Raw genomic sequence first — 17,519 nt, 5'->3', positions numbered from 1 at the left:
GTACTCCCCGTCCATACACCCTCCTCATGCCGGGGTGGTGCAGGGCCACGACCCGGCCCTGCACCACCCGGCGAATCCGACACGACATGACTGGCCGCCTGCCAGTGGACCTCCCCGATCAGCCGCCGAAGTTGACCTGGGGGGCCTGACGGCTGGCCTCGTCCGCCTGGAAGAATTGAACCTGTTGGAAATTGAAGAGGCCGGCGATGATGTTGCTGGGCACGGACTCGATCTTGATGTTGAACTTCTGCGCCACGTCGTTGTAGAACTGGCGGGCGTAGGCGATCTTCTGCTCGAGTTCCTTCAACTGTGCCTGAAGGTCGAGGAAGTTCTGGTTGGCCTTGAGCTCTGGGTAGGCCTCAGCAGTTGCCATCAGGTTGACCAGGGACTGTCCCAGCTTGTTCTCGGCCTGGATCCGCTGAACCATGGCCTGCCGATCGCCCGGATCGGCGTTGGAGGCGGCAGCCGCCTGGGTGGCACCGGCCCTGGCACGGGCCACCTCCTCGAAGACCGATGACTCATGGCTTGCGTACCCCTTGACGGTCTGGACCAGATTGGGGACCAGGTCGGACCTCTGCTTGAGCTGGACGTCGATCTGGGACCACCCGTTGGCCACCCTGTTGCGCAGGGAGACCAAGGTGTTGTAAGTGGCAATGCCCCACAGGATCAGAAGGACGATTACGACGAGGACGATGATGAGTGCGACCACCCAAGGATTCATATGTTCCATGAACTTAATTGTCTCATGAAAATAGTGCAACCAACAACCTACCGGTCATTTTTTATGCACACATCCATATACCGTGGACAATTCACATTATTTTTCCCAGATGCCCGACATGCATGCAGGTGGATGCGCAGAAGAGTGCGGCCAGGCCTTGAGGCCGGAAGGCGCCGAGCGGATGGCCGAATCCCTCGTGCACAAGCTCCCCCAGGCCGGGACGGCTGGCTTCCGTCGCCTCCACGTGGATCCTTTCCGGAAAAGGCGAAGGCCCTGCACGCAGGAGCGTGCAGGGCCCGGAAAGCAGGTATCAGCAGGGAGCCCACTTGGGAATCTTCACAGATGAAGTCCGCATTGTGGAAACCTGCCGACCGGCGTCAGTCCTCGCTGTCGAAGGGGTCGAAGTCCCGGCGGACACGACGGCGGGGGCGCTCGGAGCGTTCCTCACGGTCGGCGCGGTACTCGTCGTAATGTTCATCGGCGGCATAGCGCGGGTTCTCCCGACGGCCCCGGTAGCCTCCCCGACCACCGGAACGGCGCTCGGAACGGCCGGACCTGTCGGCGTGCTCGGTCCTGTCGGAACGGCGGCGCTCGGAACGGACCGGACGGTCGTCATCCTCCCGGCGGGTGGAGCGGACCGGACGGTCCTCATCCTCTATGCGGGGACGGCGGGCGGAATGCTGGAGCCGACGGCCGCCACGAGGATCCTCCTCGAACCGATCGTCCTCCTCCAGGTCCTCGCTCACCCGGCTGTCACGCTCACGGCGGTGGCGGGGGCGCTCATCGCGCTCCTCGGCCCCATCGTCCTCGTAACGTCCGCCCCTGGATGCCCTGCGCGGACGATAGTCGTCGTCCTCGCGGACGGGGCCGTCGCCGCTGTCGTCATGCCTGCGGCTGGGCCTGTCCGTGCGCTCGGAACGCTCACGGCGCTCCCCACGTTCGTGCCTGTCGCCACGGTCACGACGCTCGGAACGCTCGTGCCGGTCACCATGGTCACGGCCGCCGCGGCCGCCGGCCGCCTCCTGATCCTCGAACCCGGGCACCGCCAGGGAGATCTTGCCCCTGTCGTCCACGCCCTGGACGACCACCTCGACGGTGTCGCCCTCCTGGAGGACGTCCTCGACGGCGTCGATACGCTCGCCATCGGCCAGGTTGCGGATCTGGGAGATGTGCAGGAGGCCGTCCGTGCCGGGGGTCAGGTTGATGAAGGCGCCGAAGCTGGTCGTCTTCACCACCTTGCCCGTATAGGTCTCACCGGCCTCGGGGATGTGCGGGTTGGCGATCTGGTCGATGATCTCCTTGGCCTTGTTGGCGGCCTCGCCCCCCTCGGAGGCGATGTAGACGGTGCCGTCGTCCTCGATGGAGACATCGGCCCCGGTCTCCTCCTGGATCTGGTTGATCATCTTGCCCTTGGGCCCGATGACCTCGCCGATCTTGTCCACGGGGACCTTGGTGGTGATGATGCGCGGTGCATAGGGGCTCATCTCGGCCGGGCCGTCGATGCACTCGTCGATGACCTCCAGGATGGTGTTCCTGGCCTCCTTGGCCTGCTGCAGCGCGGCGGACAGGATGCTGGCGGGGATGCCGTCCAGCTTGGTGTCCAATTGGAGGGAGGTGATGAACTCGGAGGTTCCCGCCACCTTGAAGTCCATGTCACCGAAGGCATCCTCGGCGCCAAGGATGTCGGTCAGGGTCTTGTAGGTGGGCCTGCCGTCCACCTCGCCGGTGACCAGGCCCATGGCGATGCCCGCGACCGGGGCCTTCAGGGGCACGCCGGCGGCCAGGAGGGAGAGGGTGGAGGCACAGACCGAACCCATCGAGGTGGACCCGTTGGAACCGATGGCCTCGGAGACCTGACGGATGGCGTAGGGGAACTCCTCACGGCTGGGCAGGACCGGAACCAGGGCACGCTCCGCCAGGTTCCCATGGCCTACCTCACGGCGCTTGGGGGAGCCCACGCGGCCGGTCTCACCGGTCGAATACGGGGGCATCTCGTAATTGTGCATGTAACGCTTGGTCGACGGACCGGACAGGGCGTCGATGGTCTGCTCCATCTTCAGCATGTTCAGCGTGGTCACGCCCAGAACCTGGGTCTCGCCACGCTGGAAGAGGGCGGAACCATGCACGCGGGGGACCACGTCGACCTCGGCGGACAGGGTGCGGATGTCGCGCAGGCCGCGTCCGTCGATGCGGTAATCCTGGGTCAGGATCCGGCGGCGGACGATCCGGCGCTGGAGCTCCTTGAAGGCATTGCCCAGTTCCTTGTCCTTCTCGGCATCATCCATGTCCGTGAATTCATAGGTCAGGGCCTCGCGGACCTTCTCCTTGATTTCGTGGATGCGCTCCTGACGGGGCAGCTTTTCGGCGATGGAGAGGGCCTCGTCCAGGTCGGCATGGGCCACCTGGTCGATGCGGTCATAAAGGGCGTCCGTGTATTCGGGGAAGAGCTGGAACTCCTTGGTCGGCTTGGCGGCCTTGGCCTTGAGCTCCTCCTGGGCCTCGCACAGGACCTTGATGAAGGGCTTGGCGGCCTCCAGACCCTGGGCCACCACCTCTTCATCAGGCTTGATCTGGCCCTCGTCGTAGATGAGGTTCCAGGCATTGGCGCCGGCACCTGCCTCGATCATGGCGATGGCGACATCCCCGTCAGCGACCACACGGCCGGCCACGACCAGCTCGAAGACGGCGCGCTCCCGCTCGCTCCAGCGCGGGAAGGCGACCCACTGGCCATCGATCAGGGCCAGGCGCAGACCCGAGACCGGCCCCTCGAAGGGCAGTCCGGAGATCAGGGTGGAGGCGGAGGCGGCGTTCAGGGCCAGCACATCGTAAGCATCGTCCGGGTTCACAGCCAGGATGGTTTCGACGACCTGGACCTCGTTGCGCAGGGTGTGGGGGAAGAGGGGACGCAGGGGGCGGTCGATCAGACGGCAGGCCAGGATGGCCTCGTTCGAGGGGCGGCCTTCACGGCGGAAGAAGGAACCCGGGATCTTGCCCGCGGCGTACATCTTCTCTTCGACGTCGACAGTCAGCGGGAAGAAGTCGTAATTCTCCTTGGGGCTGGATCCGGCGGTGGTGGTCGAAAGGACCATCGAATCATCATCAAGATAGGCGGCTACTGCCCCATCCGCCTGCTGGGCGAGACGACCCGTCTCGAAGCGCACCGTGCGCCTGCCGTATGAACCATTGTCAATGGTGGCTTCTACAGCCTGTATTTCGGGACCCTCCATAGGGTTCCTCCTTTGTTGACTTCTTAATTTCCTATTCACTTCATCATTCTCATGCATGCCGTTCGCGGTTTACCTGACCGCGTGCTGGGAGAGGCCCAAGCTTTCGGACCCGGTCCCCTGACCGGTTTCCCCATTCCGGACCCCTCCGACCGTTCTTTACCTATCCGATCATCATCTGACTTCAATCCCGGCATGCAAAAGCGCCCGAGCGCAAAGGCCCGGGCGGAAGCATTCTTTCAGTGGCGTAGTCCAAGACGCTCGACCAGGGAGCGGTAACGGTTGATGTCCACCTTCTTGAGGTAGTCCAGCAGCCGGCGACGGTGACCGACCATCAGCAGCAGGCCGCGACGTGAGTGGTGGTCGTGCTGGTGGACCTTCAGGTGCTCGGTCAGGTCGGAAATCCTCTTGCTCAGCAGGGCAACCTGAACCTCGGGGGAACCCGTATCGCCCTCATGGGTCGCATATTCCTTGACGATGGCCTGCTTCTGCTCACTCGTGAGTGCCACGGCTCCTCCGATTTCTCTTCGTTTCGCGGTGCACCAGCCCAATGCTGAAGCGCTCTCAATCCGCGGGCGAAATACGCCAAACATCAAGTATACACCGCCCGTGGACGCAGATGGAAGCATGCGATATGGAAGACGCCGGAGGCACAGGCCGGATCCGCACGGCGGTGGGGCCCCGGTTGCCCCCGTCCACCCCAGATGGGGAAGAGGCCTTCAGACCGCGTTGATCAGGCCGCCGAAGAGGACGATGGCGATGGCGGCCAGCTCGATCAGGAAGAACATGGTCAGGGCTGACCAGCTGTGGGTCAGGGAGTTCCAACGGGAGTCCTTCTTGACGCAGACCAGGATGGCCACGAAGAGGACCGCGAAGACCGCCACGCCCAGACCGGCCGCTATGATGCCCAGGTTGGCGGCGTTGGCCAGTATGGCCTGATGATGGTAGACGACGAAGGTGCCGTACCAGAAGTTGAACTTGAGCAGGCAGAGACCGGCTATCATCTGCTCGGCGGCCAGCCCGACCACGAAGACCACCCTCCAGAACCACGAGCGGGACTCGATGACGGACATGCCGATCCCGACGAAGGCCAGGAGGGTGACCGACCAGGCGATCACCGCGATGCCGCGCGGGTCCAGGGGGCTGACGTAACGCAGGACCTCCTGGGTGTGGTTGATGGCCAGCGAGCGCCCGTACCCGTACGGTATGACGATGGCGGCCAGGACCGCAATCAGGAAGACCACCCACCGGACCGGCCTCGCTCGTCTGCGCTCTATGTCCGCCAAGGAGTAACGGGAATCCGCGATCGTCGCTTCGGGGTGGGCGGAAACCTGTTTGTCGGTTTCCCTCGAGGCCGACGGCTCTTCCGGTCTTCCGGTCCTGAAATCGGAAGCCATGTCAGTGCTTTTCGAAGCACCTATCTCGTCAGATGAATCACTGGCTACATCTGTTGAAAACGAGGAGGGAACCTCCTTGCCATAACCCGACATAGTTCTTCATCACCCGACCTTTTCCCGCTTGACGTACCCAGCCAAGTTTATATCCACTGAAGGATTGAGGAAGCGAGCACAACGTCATCGGCGGGCATTCATCCATGCCGTGCAGTGAATTTCCGAGCCCTTCGATACTTGCTGGCCTTGCTCCAGCCCCTGTATCTGCTGCCCCCACGCTCGCTCCCGGCCCCATGCACGTGGCCGGATGGAGGGCGTTTCATGAGCTCCAGGCCCTCGCAATCCACAGGGTCCCAGTCGGCCCGATGAACCTTGAAGGCAAGGTACTGCTCATTGCGGGCCGAGTAGACCATGATGGCCCTGCCGTTTTTGATTTGCCCCTTGACACGCTCCCACAGACGATCGCGGACCCGGGCGCTGATATGGCCCACGAAGACGCCTGCGGAAATCTCCAAGAGCCACCTGGTCAAATCCCCTCTGAGCCCTGCCGGACAAGCCGTCAGCACTATAACTACCATTGGTCATCCCAGCCTTGATCGTCCAAGTCGTCTTCATTGACATCCGGGCCTGCATATGCATCCGCCCCGTTGGGGAAATCATGGCGAGAACCATGGCCCATGACACCATCAGGACCTGCATCGGCTCCCGCATATGAACGGCCGGCGGGGACCTCACCGACTTTTTCGTCCCACAGTCCGACATGGTCCATGTCACCGTCACCCCCAGCTGTATCCGTGACTGTGGCCGCCCCCAAAAGGCTTGGGATGTCCCTGGACATGCGCTTCATAAGTGAAAGGTCGTAGACGGCATCACGCATGGCACGACGGGTGGCCGAGCCGATGTCATCGGGCTCCTGCGCCGCCGTCCGGAAGGCGACGGGAATGGAGATCTCCGCCTTGTAGAGGTCGGCGACGTCGTAGACGAAAGACCTCTCGTGACCCACATGCACAAAACCGAGACCCGGGGAGCATCCCAAGGCCACGATCACCGAGTGGGCAATCGCATACAGACAGGTGTGGGCCGCAGACAGGGCCTTGTTTATTTCCGACCCGGCGTCGAAATCCTCATGGTCGTATGTCCTTTTATCCCAGGGGACCCCGGTCAACGTTGACCAGTGCCTGTAAACCTGCCTGATTCTCGCTCCCTCACGCCCTCTTAGCTGTTGCATGGTGCAAGCGCTGACATCCTCGTGCAGGAACCTCATCTGGTACATGGCCCTCGCCACCCCAAGACGTTTCCGGGTGTTCGAAACAAGGGCAGCCTGTCGCTGCAGAAGGGCAGAAGAATGGGTCAATGGGCGGCCGAATGCGTACATCCTTACGCCACGTTCCCCCACCCAGACCACGGTGGCTCCGTTCTCGCCCGCCACCACCATGGCCTGATGGGTTATGTTGGTGCCAGGACCCAACATGAGAACTCCCAGATTCGCGGCTGGGAGGTGGATGGTCCCGGAATCGTCCATCACTGTGATGGCGTTGTCTTCCCGGTTGATTATGCAGTGCTCGAAGTAGACGAAGGAAAGCCTGTCCTCCACCCTGACCAACTCGCCCAGTTCAGGAGGAGGGCTGCCGGATATCCCGGCCCGTCCGGGCTTGCGCGCCGCGTCAGACCCATCCGGGGCCTGCGAGGAGACGGTTTGAGGATTGACCTGGTCGTCGACCCCTCTCCCCCTCTCCGCGGCGCTCCCGGTTTCAGGAAAAGGACCGTCTCCGAATTCAGATCCGGGCTTCGGCATCCCGTCAACCATACTGAACCATGGCCTTCAGCGAATCGGGGCTATTGTAAGCAGACCGCAGCCAAAGCTCTTGGCCCTGCCGATGCCCTGCCTCAGACTCCTCTGGAAGGCTTCCGCATCGACCACACGCAGTAGACCATCGAACTGTGCGGTCACCAGGGTCACGGGAGCCGAACCATGGTCGAAACGTTCGGTCCGGCGCTGTGAAACGGTGCAGGACAACTGGCTTCCTTCATCGCCCTGCCCGATGATTTCGAAACCGCTCATCGAACTCTTCCTGACCATCCACTCCAGTTGTTGGCCGACTGTTACATGGCCCTCCAACTTGCCTATGACCTCTGGCCTGGGCCTACGCCCCTTATCCTCAGATACCTGCCTGACCGGATTGGCCCTGAGCCTGAAAGCCCACTCCTGCCCCTTGACCAGGTGCGTCAATAAGGGCTCATAGTCTTTGACCTCCCAGCTGGGCCTGGTGGGCCACCCAGCCTGCTCGGCGATGTGGGTGAAGTCAGGCTTCTCGGGACTGACCACATAGAGCCAGGTGGACTTGCCGTCGGCTGAAAAGTCAAGCCGCCATAAGATACGGCCATCCTCGCCCCGCCTCACGGCGGCAGGGGGGAAGGACTTCTCCACGGCGGCGTGGGTCTTGTACGGCGAGGCAATCAACCTCCGAGTCTCATACCGTGCCATGTTCAACGGCACACGGGATATATACATGCTTCGCTCCTAAAAGAAAGACATCGGATCGTGGTCAAAGTCCGGGCGGTCTCTGCCCGGTCTGGAACCACCATCAGGGGCTGCCCCATCCGGATTAGGTATTCTGTACCTGTTCACCGCCCTGAATGCATACTTGCGGCTGGCTCCGAAACTCAGAGGAATATCAGCCTGGGAGGAGATGACGCCTTCCGGGACCCCCTGCTCCGCATCAGAACCGAGCCCCGCATCGCACACGACCTCCAACTGACACCCTGGATGTCTGCGCTTGTACCACGGGGCGGCGATCCATCCGTGCTTCTCGAGAACCTCAATCACGGAATCGCCTGGTTGCAGTCCCAGTGAGACCGGATACTCAGGGGGGCAGGACCGCCTGCCCAAGAAGAGGGGCCAGCGAGGATGTCTGAGTGCGTCATCCAGACCTGTAAGCAGTGCATCGTCGGCACCCAGACCGACCAGATATTTCGCGTCAGACATATAGTAGCGGTTCGTTGTAGGCATGGGCTTACCTTTACTCGGATGCTCAGTCTGGAAGTCGTTGACAAGGGTGCCTGGCTGGTCGATCCGGACGCCGAAACTCAAATCGAGGAGGTCTTCGATGCCATCCCCTCGCAGGCGGCCTTGAGCTGAAGCGAGGAGACCTATGACGGCACTCTTGGTGGGTTCCTTCTGGGTGCTCCGGCGCACATAACGGGACGAACTCCCCCATGACTGCAGGGGGCCCGCCAGTTTCAAGAGGAGTACGCTCATGCTCCCTCCTGACCGCCCAATTCACTTTTTGCTTCCTGCTCCACAAGCGTCTTGAGCTCACGCAGGTCAACCGGCCGCGCCACGCCGTCTATATCATCCTCCGACAGATTCGTGGAGACGACGAAAGCCGCCTGGGGTTCTTGGTCATAGGCATCCTGAATCTTCTTGAGCTCCTCCACCAGCCTCCTGCTGGCCACGTCGGATATGGACCGACCATCCTGGGCCTCTACAGGCTGTTCGAAGGCTGCAACCGCGTTGATCGGCTGCTCCTTTCTGAAAGCAACGATGCAAGTTTCAGGCAGGGTCCTGTTCGCATAGGAATTCTGCTTGCCGGTGGGCATGGACCGGATAAAGGATTCGACGAAGAGGGACGCTGCCTTGGCGGCGGCCTGTGTGTCGCCCAACTGCTCTTTCAAAGAGTCAAGGTTGACGTTGGCGTAGCGGTAGAGCGTTGATGAGTTGAAACCGGCCGAATCGATCATGGCTGCGCCCGCATTGTCGCCTTCAGCACAATCGTCAAGAGCAGTAAAATAATCATATTCAGGTTTGATTGCATCGACCGAGATGGAGTGGGCCACCTGGGCACTGGCATCCGTGTTCAAATCAGGGGCGTTAGCGAGCATACGGCCGAAAAGAGCGATATCCAGGGCCTGTACGCCATGGAAGACTGCTGCCACTTCCGTCTTCATGGCAGCATCAACCTTCTTGAGAGCATGGCCCCGGTCCATCCACTCCAGTGCTATATGGGCGAGTTTATCGATTTCGCCTTTTGTGATGAAAATCAGGTATTGGGTCTCCTGCTTGCCTTGGGCGGCACCTGCGCGGGAGGAGGGAGAGATCTTTACGCCTGTCGCCGTGAGAACGCCGATTGCATACTTCTCGGCTTCGTCAGCTGATTCAGGCCTTTCGTCCACCATTGCCTCGGTGATGAGCTGGACGGCCATCTTGGTCCTGATGCCCAGCTCCCCCTCCGACATCAGTTTTTTGAATTCATCCCGCATGGCACGTTTCCATGCCTGGCTGGAAACGCGGGAACGCAGAACTCCACCGTACTGGGCCGTTTTAGGGTTGCCCGTCTCATCTCGGTTGATATTGCTTGGTGGGACATTCTGCACTGCATACACATCGATGAACATTGTCATTCCTCCTTCTAAGAATGGCTCTCTGAATTCTTGGTCACAAGGTGGATCCGCTCTTGTTGACCTGCTGAGTCCTCAACGGCTATTGGCCGCCCCTGCGCGATTTACTGCTTTCCACCATCAGATTCATCGATGGAAGTCCCGAAATATTGCCGAGACCACCGGCTGAAAACAGAGGAACGGACCGACGGAAACTGAAGGTCGAAAAGGTCCTGGGAGAATTGGTTGTAGTCCAGCTCCACATCATGTGATCGCATTAGCTTGATCAGAGACCACAGGTTATGCTCAATCCCGGTGAAACTGGGCATGTCTTCGATGCGCTGGAGCATCTTCAAACAATAATGGTTGACCTTCTTATCTAAAATACTATCTACAACATGACAGTCATAGCCGAAACTATGAGTGCATGCCCCGTACGCGGCACCTCTCTCCTTGGTGATTTCACGGCCGAACTGGTCCTCTGACATATCTGCACCAGACTGATTCCCCACTTCAGCGAACCATGCCATGCCAGTCGATTTCGACTGCTGATGAATAGCATACATTTGCAATGCTATGCTAACCGCTTTCACTGCGGCGGTTGTCACTTGATTATCTTCATCCACCAGCACTCCCAACTCAGCAGTCGGCCAGCCTTCAAATAGGTCATACCCGACGTTGAGCCAACCAAGACGCTGATCAAGAAAGCCATGACGCAGTATAGCCAAATGAGCCTTTGCCTGCGAACCCGCGGGGGTGTTCGCAGTATAATCATCTTGCAGTTTTTCAATCTTCTTTTCTACAAACCGGCCAACTGCCTTCCTTTTAGTAGCAAAAGATGGCATTGCTTTGGTAGCTATTGTTTCCGTGGGCCGGACCATTATTGAACCTCCTGTCCCGAAGGACAAAACTTGCTCATAACTTCAAATCCGTTTTCAAATCAGAATGTAAATCATTCAGAAGCAGCTGGGGCTGTTTCGTGCCCTGTCTCTTGACCACAAAAGAGGGAGCATTCGACTGTTCCACAATGCCCCGAGCCAGATTCCATAGAATGCTGAATATCGCCAATATCCAGTCTTCCCGATATTCCTCGACAGGAGTATCAGAAGTAATATCAGCAATCTTTTGCCTGAAGAAATCATCCAAAACCGAGTATGCTTCTTCCTTGGTACGGTTCGAAATTGTGTTTGCCTTCCCCTTCTTGCTAGACATTCCTGAGCATTCCTCGACCTTTTTGGCAAAATCAGCCAGGCTTCCAACCGCTTTCTCGGTTCCTTTTACCACCTTAACTACTGCGACTACTGCAGAGGCATCGTGATGCAAAAGCTGAAGGTTCGCATCAATAGAGTCGTCGATTGCGTCTTCATAACAACCGTTCATTTTCCCATAAGTCATCCCTTGTACGTGGATACGGGCGACCTGCAACATATCACCGATTTGGGAACCGCTCAGCTGGTCCGCCTTCTGCAACTTCTCCACCCATTTAATTACCCCGGGTCTCAAGTCGTCGACATCGTTATCGTCACCTGTGCTGATGATTGACTGTAGCTGACGCCAGATGGCCCTACCAGAGGTGAATGTGGCCGGTAAATAAGGAGGTGTTGCCCGCCGCCGGCTTCCTTTTCGCCACGCGGTCATAGGTTCCATGCCATCCATGTTTTCGGCCGTGATGCAGTCTCCATAGCATTTGATTATTCCCACCACACGAGTCTTCGACCTATCGGGAATCAAACGTACACGCCTGGACTGGAGGGTGAGCATGTCAACCACGCCAGTTGGTCGGTAGTCAAGATTCATATCCGGACCAGGGGCCTTCCTCTCCCAGGGAGCCAGGTCCTTGGAATTCCCGAACCAGCGATCGCTTTCCTCCTTGGCTTGGGGATTGACCAGTGCCCAATTCAGCATGAGCGTATGGAAAAGAGACGGCCCTTCGAGATAAATGCCGCCTAATGCCCCAAGCCATCCTGTGCCCACCCTGGAATGAGGAGCAGCAACTTTATTTTTATGACTATGGGTCTCACCTACTACCGCTGGCTTGTTACCCGCAATGTCGTAAGCCTGGAAAAAGAGAAGCCAGCGAGCAGCTTCAGCCGAAGAGACCGAGTCCAGTTCATTCTTCGCGCGCATAGAAAAGAGAAATTTCTCGGGCTTGGGCACATCAGCAATCAGCTCTCCAATGCCCTCGTACTCCCCTTTCCCTGCGTAATACTCCAGACCTGGTGTCTGGTAGAAGGGGTTTTCACTGTCGAACAGGTAAAAACGGTCATGGAACTCATCGAGATATTCCTTCAGGATTCCCTGATCGAACCGCCCGGAGTCCCAGATGAATTTCCAATAACTCATGAGGACACTGTTGTCACCCTTCTCCGCCAGCCCGTGGTGATCCTTTCCGTAAGCCCTGTAGAGCACGGCCAGGGCCGTACGCAGTATGGGCAGGGTCTGCTGGGGCATATCTCCGGAAATCTCACGTATGAGATGCGCATCAAGAAGAAGGGTCTTTAACGACACCTCGCAGACATGGCCATCAGTGTAGGTGACGTTCACCCAGGGCCTGTCCAGAAGGTTGTAGTCGTCCTCCTTCGTCGCTTCTCCGCCAGTGTTGATCATCGATATCCTTCCCCCTGGAAAACATCGCTGTTTACAAGGTTCCAACGTTTACCATAGCATTTGATCAGGAGACACACATCCGTCTGTCGATGTCTTTCTCCCCTGTCTCCCCGCTTATTTCCCACCATGTTCCCCATCCTCAGTCATCCTGTCTGCGGTCGCCTCCAGACCCCGTCTACGTGAGTAGGTGAGATGGAAGCCGTGAATGTCCGCAACGAAGACCTTCTCCCATTCCGCCCCTTCATCGGCGGCCGAGGGCGGAGAAGCACCGGCCTTCCCCGGCATTCCAGCCTGTCCACCGCAATTCCCATTACCGTCAACACCGTTTTCGCCCTCTTCTGCCCCCTGCTCATGCATCAGAATCGGAAGGCACCCATCAAGCCAGGCTGATTGGTGCCATGCCTGGGCGCATTCGGCGGAATTATCCTCCAACTCCGCAATCAACCCGTCAATGTCTTTGGGAAGGCTCATTGAATAAGGAAGGTTGACAGCGGATCTGAGCACCTCCTGGGCCAGAGGGCTGGAAGGGACATCTTTCATCGGCACCTTCGCCCCATACGGAACCCCCTTTCCGCCAACCCAGGGCAGGAGGCGGCAATCGTCACCGCACCGACGCAGCAGGAGGACCTCAACAGAATCCTGAGTGTCCCGGACGGCCTGTCTGGCCTTTGCCTCGTCGCCGCTCTTCATGGTCCGGTCGAAGAGATCGATCGTGGTGCATTTATTATTCAGGCAGAACGCCGAATCCCGCATAAGGTAACCATGCGCCTTATCTTTTTCATCTTGGTCATGTTTTGTTTTTTTCTCCGAAAGAACCTCATGACGTCGCAGCCAGGGACGAGGAATAAGTGGTCTTACCCTATCCTTCTCGTAAGCCGTCCTGACCAAATGGGCTATATCCCCAGGGAGCCGAAGCGTCAAGAAGGCATCAGCCGACACCAACGAGAGAACCGACAGGGCTTCCAAGAGCGTTGCGGGTTGATAGACGTAATCGATGCCCTTCGAGAACATCGGACCGTCTTCCTGCCAGGACTCTATACCGCGTATATAGCACTTGGCCTTGTGTAGACATACCGGCCTGTCGACTTCACCGACACCACGCTGGTGGCGGTGGAGCCTGCCCATGCGTTGAAGCAGAAGATCAATAGGAGCAACATCAGTGACCATAATGTCGAAATCAATGTCCAATGATTGTTCAAGCACCTGCGTGCCTACTACAATCATGAAATCTGGTCTAGAACCGTCAGCCACAGTGGAAGAGGGACCGAGTTTTTCGCGTAGATTTACCTCATTGTCCATTCGATCCACGTCGATGAAGCGGGAGTGCGTGAGCCTGACCCTCTCCCCGCCGAAGACCTCGGACAGGGTATCCGCCACATGCTGGGCACGGCCTACCGTATCGCAGATGACGCCGGCGCAACCCCCTCCACCCAGTTGCTTCTGGATAAGGGCGACGAGGGATTCATCATCATCGGCCATGACATGACATTCCACGGTTGTCTTCCGCCCGGAGGGCGGGATCTGGCTTGTCTTTACCGTCGGGCCATCCGTATAGGTGATCAGGGGGTACCTGTCCAGATCATTGTCGACCGGTCCGGGGGTCTTTACGCCCTCCTTGTCAGGTTCCCGTCTGCGGATTGGGTCAGGTCCAAGTCCATCACAATCCACCTCAAGGACCCTCTCAGGAGGGGTTTCAGCGAGCCGTCCCTGTGATGAAGATGAGTTCAATTGCGCCAGTCTTAAGAAATCTTCCTCGGTCTTTGGCGAGTCCTTGTGAGTGAGTTTTTCAGCCAGTTCCGCCCTTTCCCGGTCACAGTCGGAAATGTCGGCCATATTGTCATTCGGCCCTGCGGAAGCCCGGTAGCCTTTCATATAAGCTTCAACCAACTGGTCATGCAGCATCGACGGCAGGGTGGCCGACAGAAGAATGACAGGTGTATGGAAACCACCCAACCATTCCAGAGAACGCATCAGATACTCCAACATATACGTGTCATAGGCATGGCATTCATCGATGATGACCACCTTGTTGACCAGGGCGAGCTGTCGCAGGACGACATGCTTCATCTCCAAGGCCGACATGAGCACCTGGTCCACGGTGCAGACCAAGAAGTTGGCCAGAACACCCTTTTTACGCCCCTGAAGCCAGTCAGAGACCACAGCTTCAGGCGTGTGCCCAGATCTTCCTGAATGCAGCCCAAGTGACTGTGGATCTTCAACGTCATCCTCGCCGTATACCGATGAAGTTCGGCTAATCTTCGATGACCGTATTAATTGGTTGAAGTGTTCGTTGAGAGCCGCCTTGCCATGCCGTAGGGCGATTGACTTCTGCGCTCGTTCGTCAGACTGCGGAAGCTTGTTCACCCAATCCATGAAACGGTCGAACATGGCATCCGTGGTGGCCATGGTGGGTAGGGCTATGCAGACACCACCCCTGCCTGTTTTCTCGGCAAGCACCTCTGCCGCGGCCAAGGCCGCCTCTGTCTTCCCCTCCCCCATCGGAGCCTCGATGACCATGATGCCTGGGGCTTTTGAATCACGAGCCAGGCGGACTGCCTCCGCCTGCACCGGACGCACGGTCGCGCCTTCGGGAAGATGGAATCTAGAGGCGAAGAGCTCATCCGCATCCACCCTTTTATGGTCAGGCTGCCACTTGGGGAGAAGGTTCAGATTGCTCCACCCTCGTTTTTGGCGGGTTTCCAACCCTTTTTTCGTCTTGACCGAGTCGATCAGCGCCAGGGTCGAATCGTCACGCTGCATCACATTCAGAGGAACGAGCGGGAACAGGTCGTCGTCGGAGTTGCTGGCGATCCAATCCGCCATAATGACCAAACCCGTCAGGACGGTTTCTGCGTATATATCCAGCGGTGCGGTGCGCAGTTTTGCAAAATCCGCTTCCGTCAAGGCTGCTTGTCCGGCCACGAAAGCAAGGAGCTCATTTTGGACGTCTTCCCAGCTTGTCGTCCGGGTTTGACCTGCGAACCAGCCCAAACGTTCGTTTTGGTCCTCTCTCCCAAGTGCTCTGTAGGTTGGCGGCTGCCCATGATGGCCTCCGACGATGCAAGCGTATGAGTCAGCCACCGACTCCTTCCAATGATGACGATTCTCCAAGTATTTGCGAAGGATGAGGTGTCCGGCAACCGGATGGGTGGGGAAGTTGCCACCGCTGACCGTTTCAAAGGGGAAGATGAGGCCAGCCCTTTCGGGCTTCCACTTCAGAGACAGCTCTCCCATGCCATAAGCGTGTGTCAGCGGCGTGATCTGGAAGAAGGGGGTGGCCTTGCCTATGTCATGAACGCCGGCCAGGAAAATAAAGATCCTGCGTGCCAGGTCGGAATCACCGTGAAGATTCCGGCTGATCACGTCATGCGTTCCCTCAGGTGCCCATTCGTCCCAAAGGCGGGCAGCCACTGAAGCGGAATCGCTCATATGCACGTAGAGGGGAAGCCACTCGGTTTCGTCGATCCGGTTGGTCTTGCCCCAGATTGACATGGCCTGCTTGGACAAGCCCAAATCCCCCACTCCGCTGACTTCTCGCACGATATCATCCGTGCCCTTGTCACTATGGGAATCCGTCAATCCGATGCCACCCATCTCTGCCGCCATTGCCATACGTCTTTATCAAGTATAGTTACATCATAAATATAAATATAAATTAATCAGTCGAATGCTGTCAAAAATCACATTGCTTGGCTGAGTCATCAAGAAAGCTGCGCAAGCTGAAAAGAAACCATCCCTGTCATGCAGGGAGCACAATCGGCATAACGAAAACGGCATGTCGCTCATACTGACTTTACCATAGTGCTCCACAGACTGCTCTACGTTAAAGAACCCTCACCCCCCCCCTCAAACTGAGAATCTGAGCCTGTTGGCGGCCTCATACGCGTAAACACTTCCAATCACATGGGTTCTTGTGCAAGCTTGATGCAGCCCAAGCAAAGTCAATCGACCGGGATACGACTATGAATGTCACACAGGCAAGCCGGGAAAGCAACCAGCAAGATTGAACGAACTGAGAATGATGGCACTGCCCCTCCCCTCCTTCGTAGCTTATCTATATCAGGCGGGTCGTCGGATTCGCAGGGGCCGAAACCCAACTGTGAAGCATGGGCAGGCATCTCTCAGACCTTCCAGTCGACCCTTGTGGTATGCTCTGTAACGAGCCAACGGCTTTGCGGGCGTAGCTCAATGGTAGAGCCTCAGTCTTCCAAACTGATTACGCGGGTTCGATTCCCGTCGCCCGCTCCACAAATCGGACGCTTTGGGAACCGATTCGGGGATTATACATTTTTTTATTTCACAACCAGGCCAATTCACTTATGTATCGCAACTTTCAGATTCCAGATCGATACATAAAAGGACATGTGAATAAGCGAGCATACGTGTGCCCAGAACACGAGAATGAAGACAGTCAGATCAACGACAACTGGCTGAATCTGCATATCATAGAATCCGGGACAGGCTGAAGAACGCAGCTATACCAGCTGTGATCGTCATGCTGGTCTCAGGCGCATCCTGTATATGCAAATGAAGAGATATGGACTTGTTCAAATACGATACGCTGCGTTGCGATAGGCCCTGCGTCTTTAATTACTTTGCAGCCAGAACAGGGAGGCCGAGGAACCGAGCAAGGCCTGTGCCCACATCAAAAGCTACGTTTCATACGGACCTATTAGTAAAACGCCTCTGGTCCAACTTCAATATGCAGAGCATACATCCTGGTACAACCGCATAGGCACCCCACGTCGGTCTGACCTTGCGAGGGGACCCTCGTCGACGTGCGACGAGTACAGCCTATCCGTCGAGTCATCCCCGCCTACGCGGGGAACACTCCCACCGGTTCCCGAAGAAGTTCCTGGAACTGGGATCATCCCCGCCTACGCGGGGAACACCGGGCCGCCAGCACCGCGGAGGGGAACGCGTCGGGATCATCCCCGCCTACGCGGGGAACACTTGGAGAGCTTGTCCTTGAGCTGCCCGGCGAAGGGATCATCCCCGCCTACGCGGGGAACACGACATCCCCCCTGAGCCTCAGCCGCCCGATTGCGGGATCATCCCCGCCTACGCGGGGAACACTTGAACACCGTCTTCCTGCCCACTTCAGTCCCGGGATCATCCCCGCCTACGCGGGGAACACAATGGTGACACGTTGTCGGGCATAGCCGCGAAAGGATCATCCCCGCCTACGCGGGGAACACT

General features: G+C 58.1%; 12 protein-coding genes, 1 tRNA gene and 1 CRISPR repeat array (1 of these 14 running past the window's edge). Of the genes, 1 reads left to right on the top strand and 12 read right to left on the bottom strand.

Annotated features, from left to right (window positions below; all coding sequences use genetic code 11):
- Positions 1 to 118: 118 nt before the first annotated feature.
- The 12 genes from V6584_RS01445 to V6584_RS01390 form a co-directional block, all read right to left on the bottom strand.
- Positions 119 to 721, bottom strand: a complete 603-nt coding sequence (locus V6584_RS01445; protein ID WP_340469691.1) for a LemA family protein — start codon at positions 719 to 721, stop codon at positions 119 to 121.
- Between the two features lie 377 nt (positions 722 to 1,098).
- The gene (locus tag V6584_RS01440) at positions 1,099 to 3,948 is read right to left on the bottom strand and encodes a polyribonucleotide nucleotidyltransferase (protein WP_340468669.1); all 2,850 of its coding nucleotides are present in this window, start codon (positions 3,946 to 3,948) and stop codon (positions 1,099 to 1,101) included.
- A gap of 236 nt (positions 3,949 to 4,184) precedes the next feature.
- Complete coding sequence (gene rpsO, locus V6584_RS01435; protein WP_340468668.1) at positions 4,185 to 4,454, bottom strand: 30S ribosomal protein S15; 270 nt, start codon at positions 4,452 to 4,454, stop codon at positions 4,185 to 4,187.
- Between the two features lie 210 nt (positions 4,455 to 4,664).
- On the bottom strand, positions 4,665 to 5,342 hold the full coding sequence (locus V6584_RS01430; RefSeq protein ID WP_340468667.1) for a hypothetical protein: 678 nt from the start codon (positions 5,340 to 5,342) through the stop codon (positions 4,665 to 4,667).
- A 191-nt stretch (positions 5,343 to 5,533) separates the two neighbouring features.
- Positions 5,534 to 5,914 (bottom strand): type I-E CRISPR-associated endoribonuclease Cas2e, encoded by a 381-nt coding sequence (cas2e, locus tag V6584_RS01425; protein ID WP_340468666.1) that lies wholly within the window; start codon positions 5,912 to 5,914, stop codon positions 5,534 to 5,536.
- Positions 5,908 to 7,131, bottom strand: coding sequence for a type I-E CRISPR-associated endonuclease Cas1e (cas1e, locus tag V6584_RS01420; RefSeq protein WP_340468665.1), 1,224 nt, complete (start codon positions 7,129 to 7,131; stop codon positions 5,908 to 5,910). Before cas1e ends, cas2e begins: the two co-directional genes overlap by 7 nt.
- Before the next feature lie 27 nt (positions 7,132 to 7,158).
- Complete coding sequence (gene cas6e, locus V6584_RS01415) at positions 7,159 to 7,848, bottom strand: type I-E CRISPR-associated protein Cas6/Cse3/CasE (RefSeq protein WP_340468664.1); 690 nt, start codon at positions 7,846 to 7,848, stop codon at positions 7,159 to 7,161.
- A 9-nt stretch (positions 7,849 to 7,857) separates the two neighbouring features.
- Positions 7,858 to 8,595, bottom strand: a complete 738-nt coding sequence (cas5e, locus tag V6584_RS01410; RefSeq protein ID WP_340468663.1) for a type I-E CRISPR-associated protein Cas5/CasD — start codon at positions 8,593 to 8,595, stop codon at positions 7,858 to 7,860.
- Positions 8,592 to 9,731, bottom strand: coding sequence for a type I-E CRISPR-associated protein Cas7/Cse4/CasC (gene cas7e, locus V6584_RS01405; RefSeq protein ID WP_340486125.1), 1,140 nt, complete (start codon positions 9,729 to 9,731; stop codon positions 8,592 to 8,594). The genes cas5e and cas7e overlap by 4 nt, the downstream gene beginning before the upstream one ends.
- Before the next feature lie 107 nt (positions 9,732 to 9,838).
- Positions 9,839 to 10,594 carry a type I-E CRISPR-associated protein Cse2/CasB gene (casB, locus tag V6584_RS01400; protein WP_340468661.1) on the bottom strand — a complete coding sequence of 252 codons (756 nt, stop codon included), beginning with the start codon at positions 10,592 to 10,594 and terminating at the stop codon, positions 9,839 to 9,841.
- A 34-nt stretch (positions 10,595 to 10,628) separates the two neighbouring features.
- Positions 10,629 to 12,320, bottom strand: coding sequence for a type I-E CRISPR-associated protein Cse1/CasA (gene casA / locus V6584_RS01395; protein WP_340468660.1), 1,692 nt, complete (start codon positions 12,318 to 12,320; stop codon positions 10,629 to 10,631).
- A gap of 114 nt (positions 12,321 to 12,434) precedes the next feature.
- The gene (locus V6584_RS01390; RefSeq protein ID WP_340486123.1) at positions 12,435 to 15,932 is read right to left on the bottom strand and encodes a CRISPR-associated endonuclease Cas3''; all 3,498 of its coding nucleotides are present in this window, start codon (positions 15,930 to 15,932) and stop codon (positions 12,435 to 12,437) included.
- Between the two features lie 562 nt (positions 15,933 to 16,494).
- Between V6584_RS01390 and V6584_RS01385 the strand changes: the two genes are divergently transcribed.
- Positions 16,495 to 16,568 (top strand) — tRNA-Gly (locus V6584_RS01385).
- 554 nt (positions 16,569 to 17,122) lie between these two features.
- A CRISPR array of direct repeats spans positions 17,123 to 17,519; the repeat unit is 29 nt; unit sequence GGGATCATCCCCGCCTACGCGGGGAACAC (it continues 1,524 nt past the right edge of the window).

This window comes from Bifidobacterium favimelis, assembly GCF_037963085.1.
Lineage (GTDB): Bacteria > Actinomycetota > Actinomycetes > Actinomycetales > Bifidobacteriaceae > Bombiscardovia > Bombiscardovia favimelis.
The sequence above is the reverse complement of the archived record's forward strand: the minus strand, read 5'-3'. Positions and strand labels throughout refer to the sequence as shown.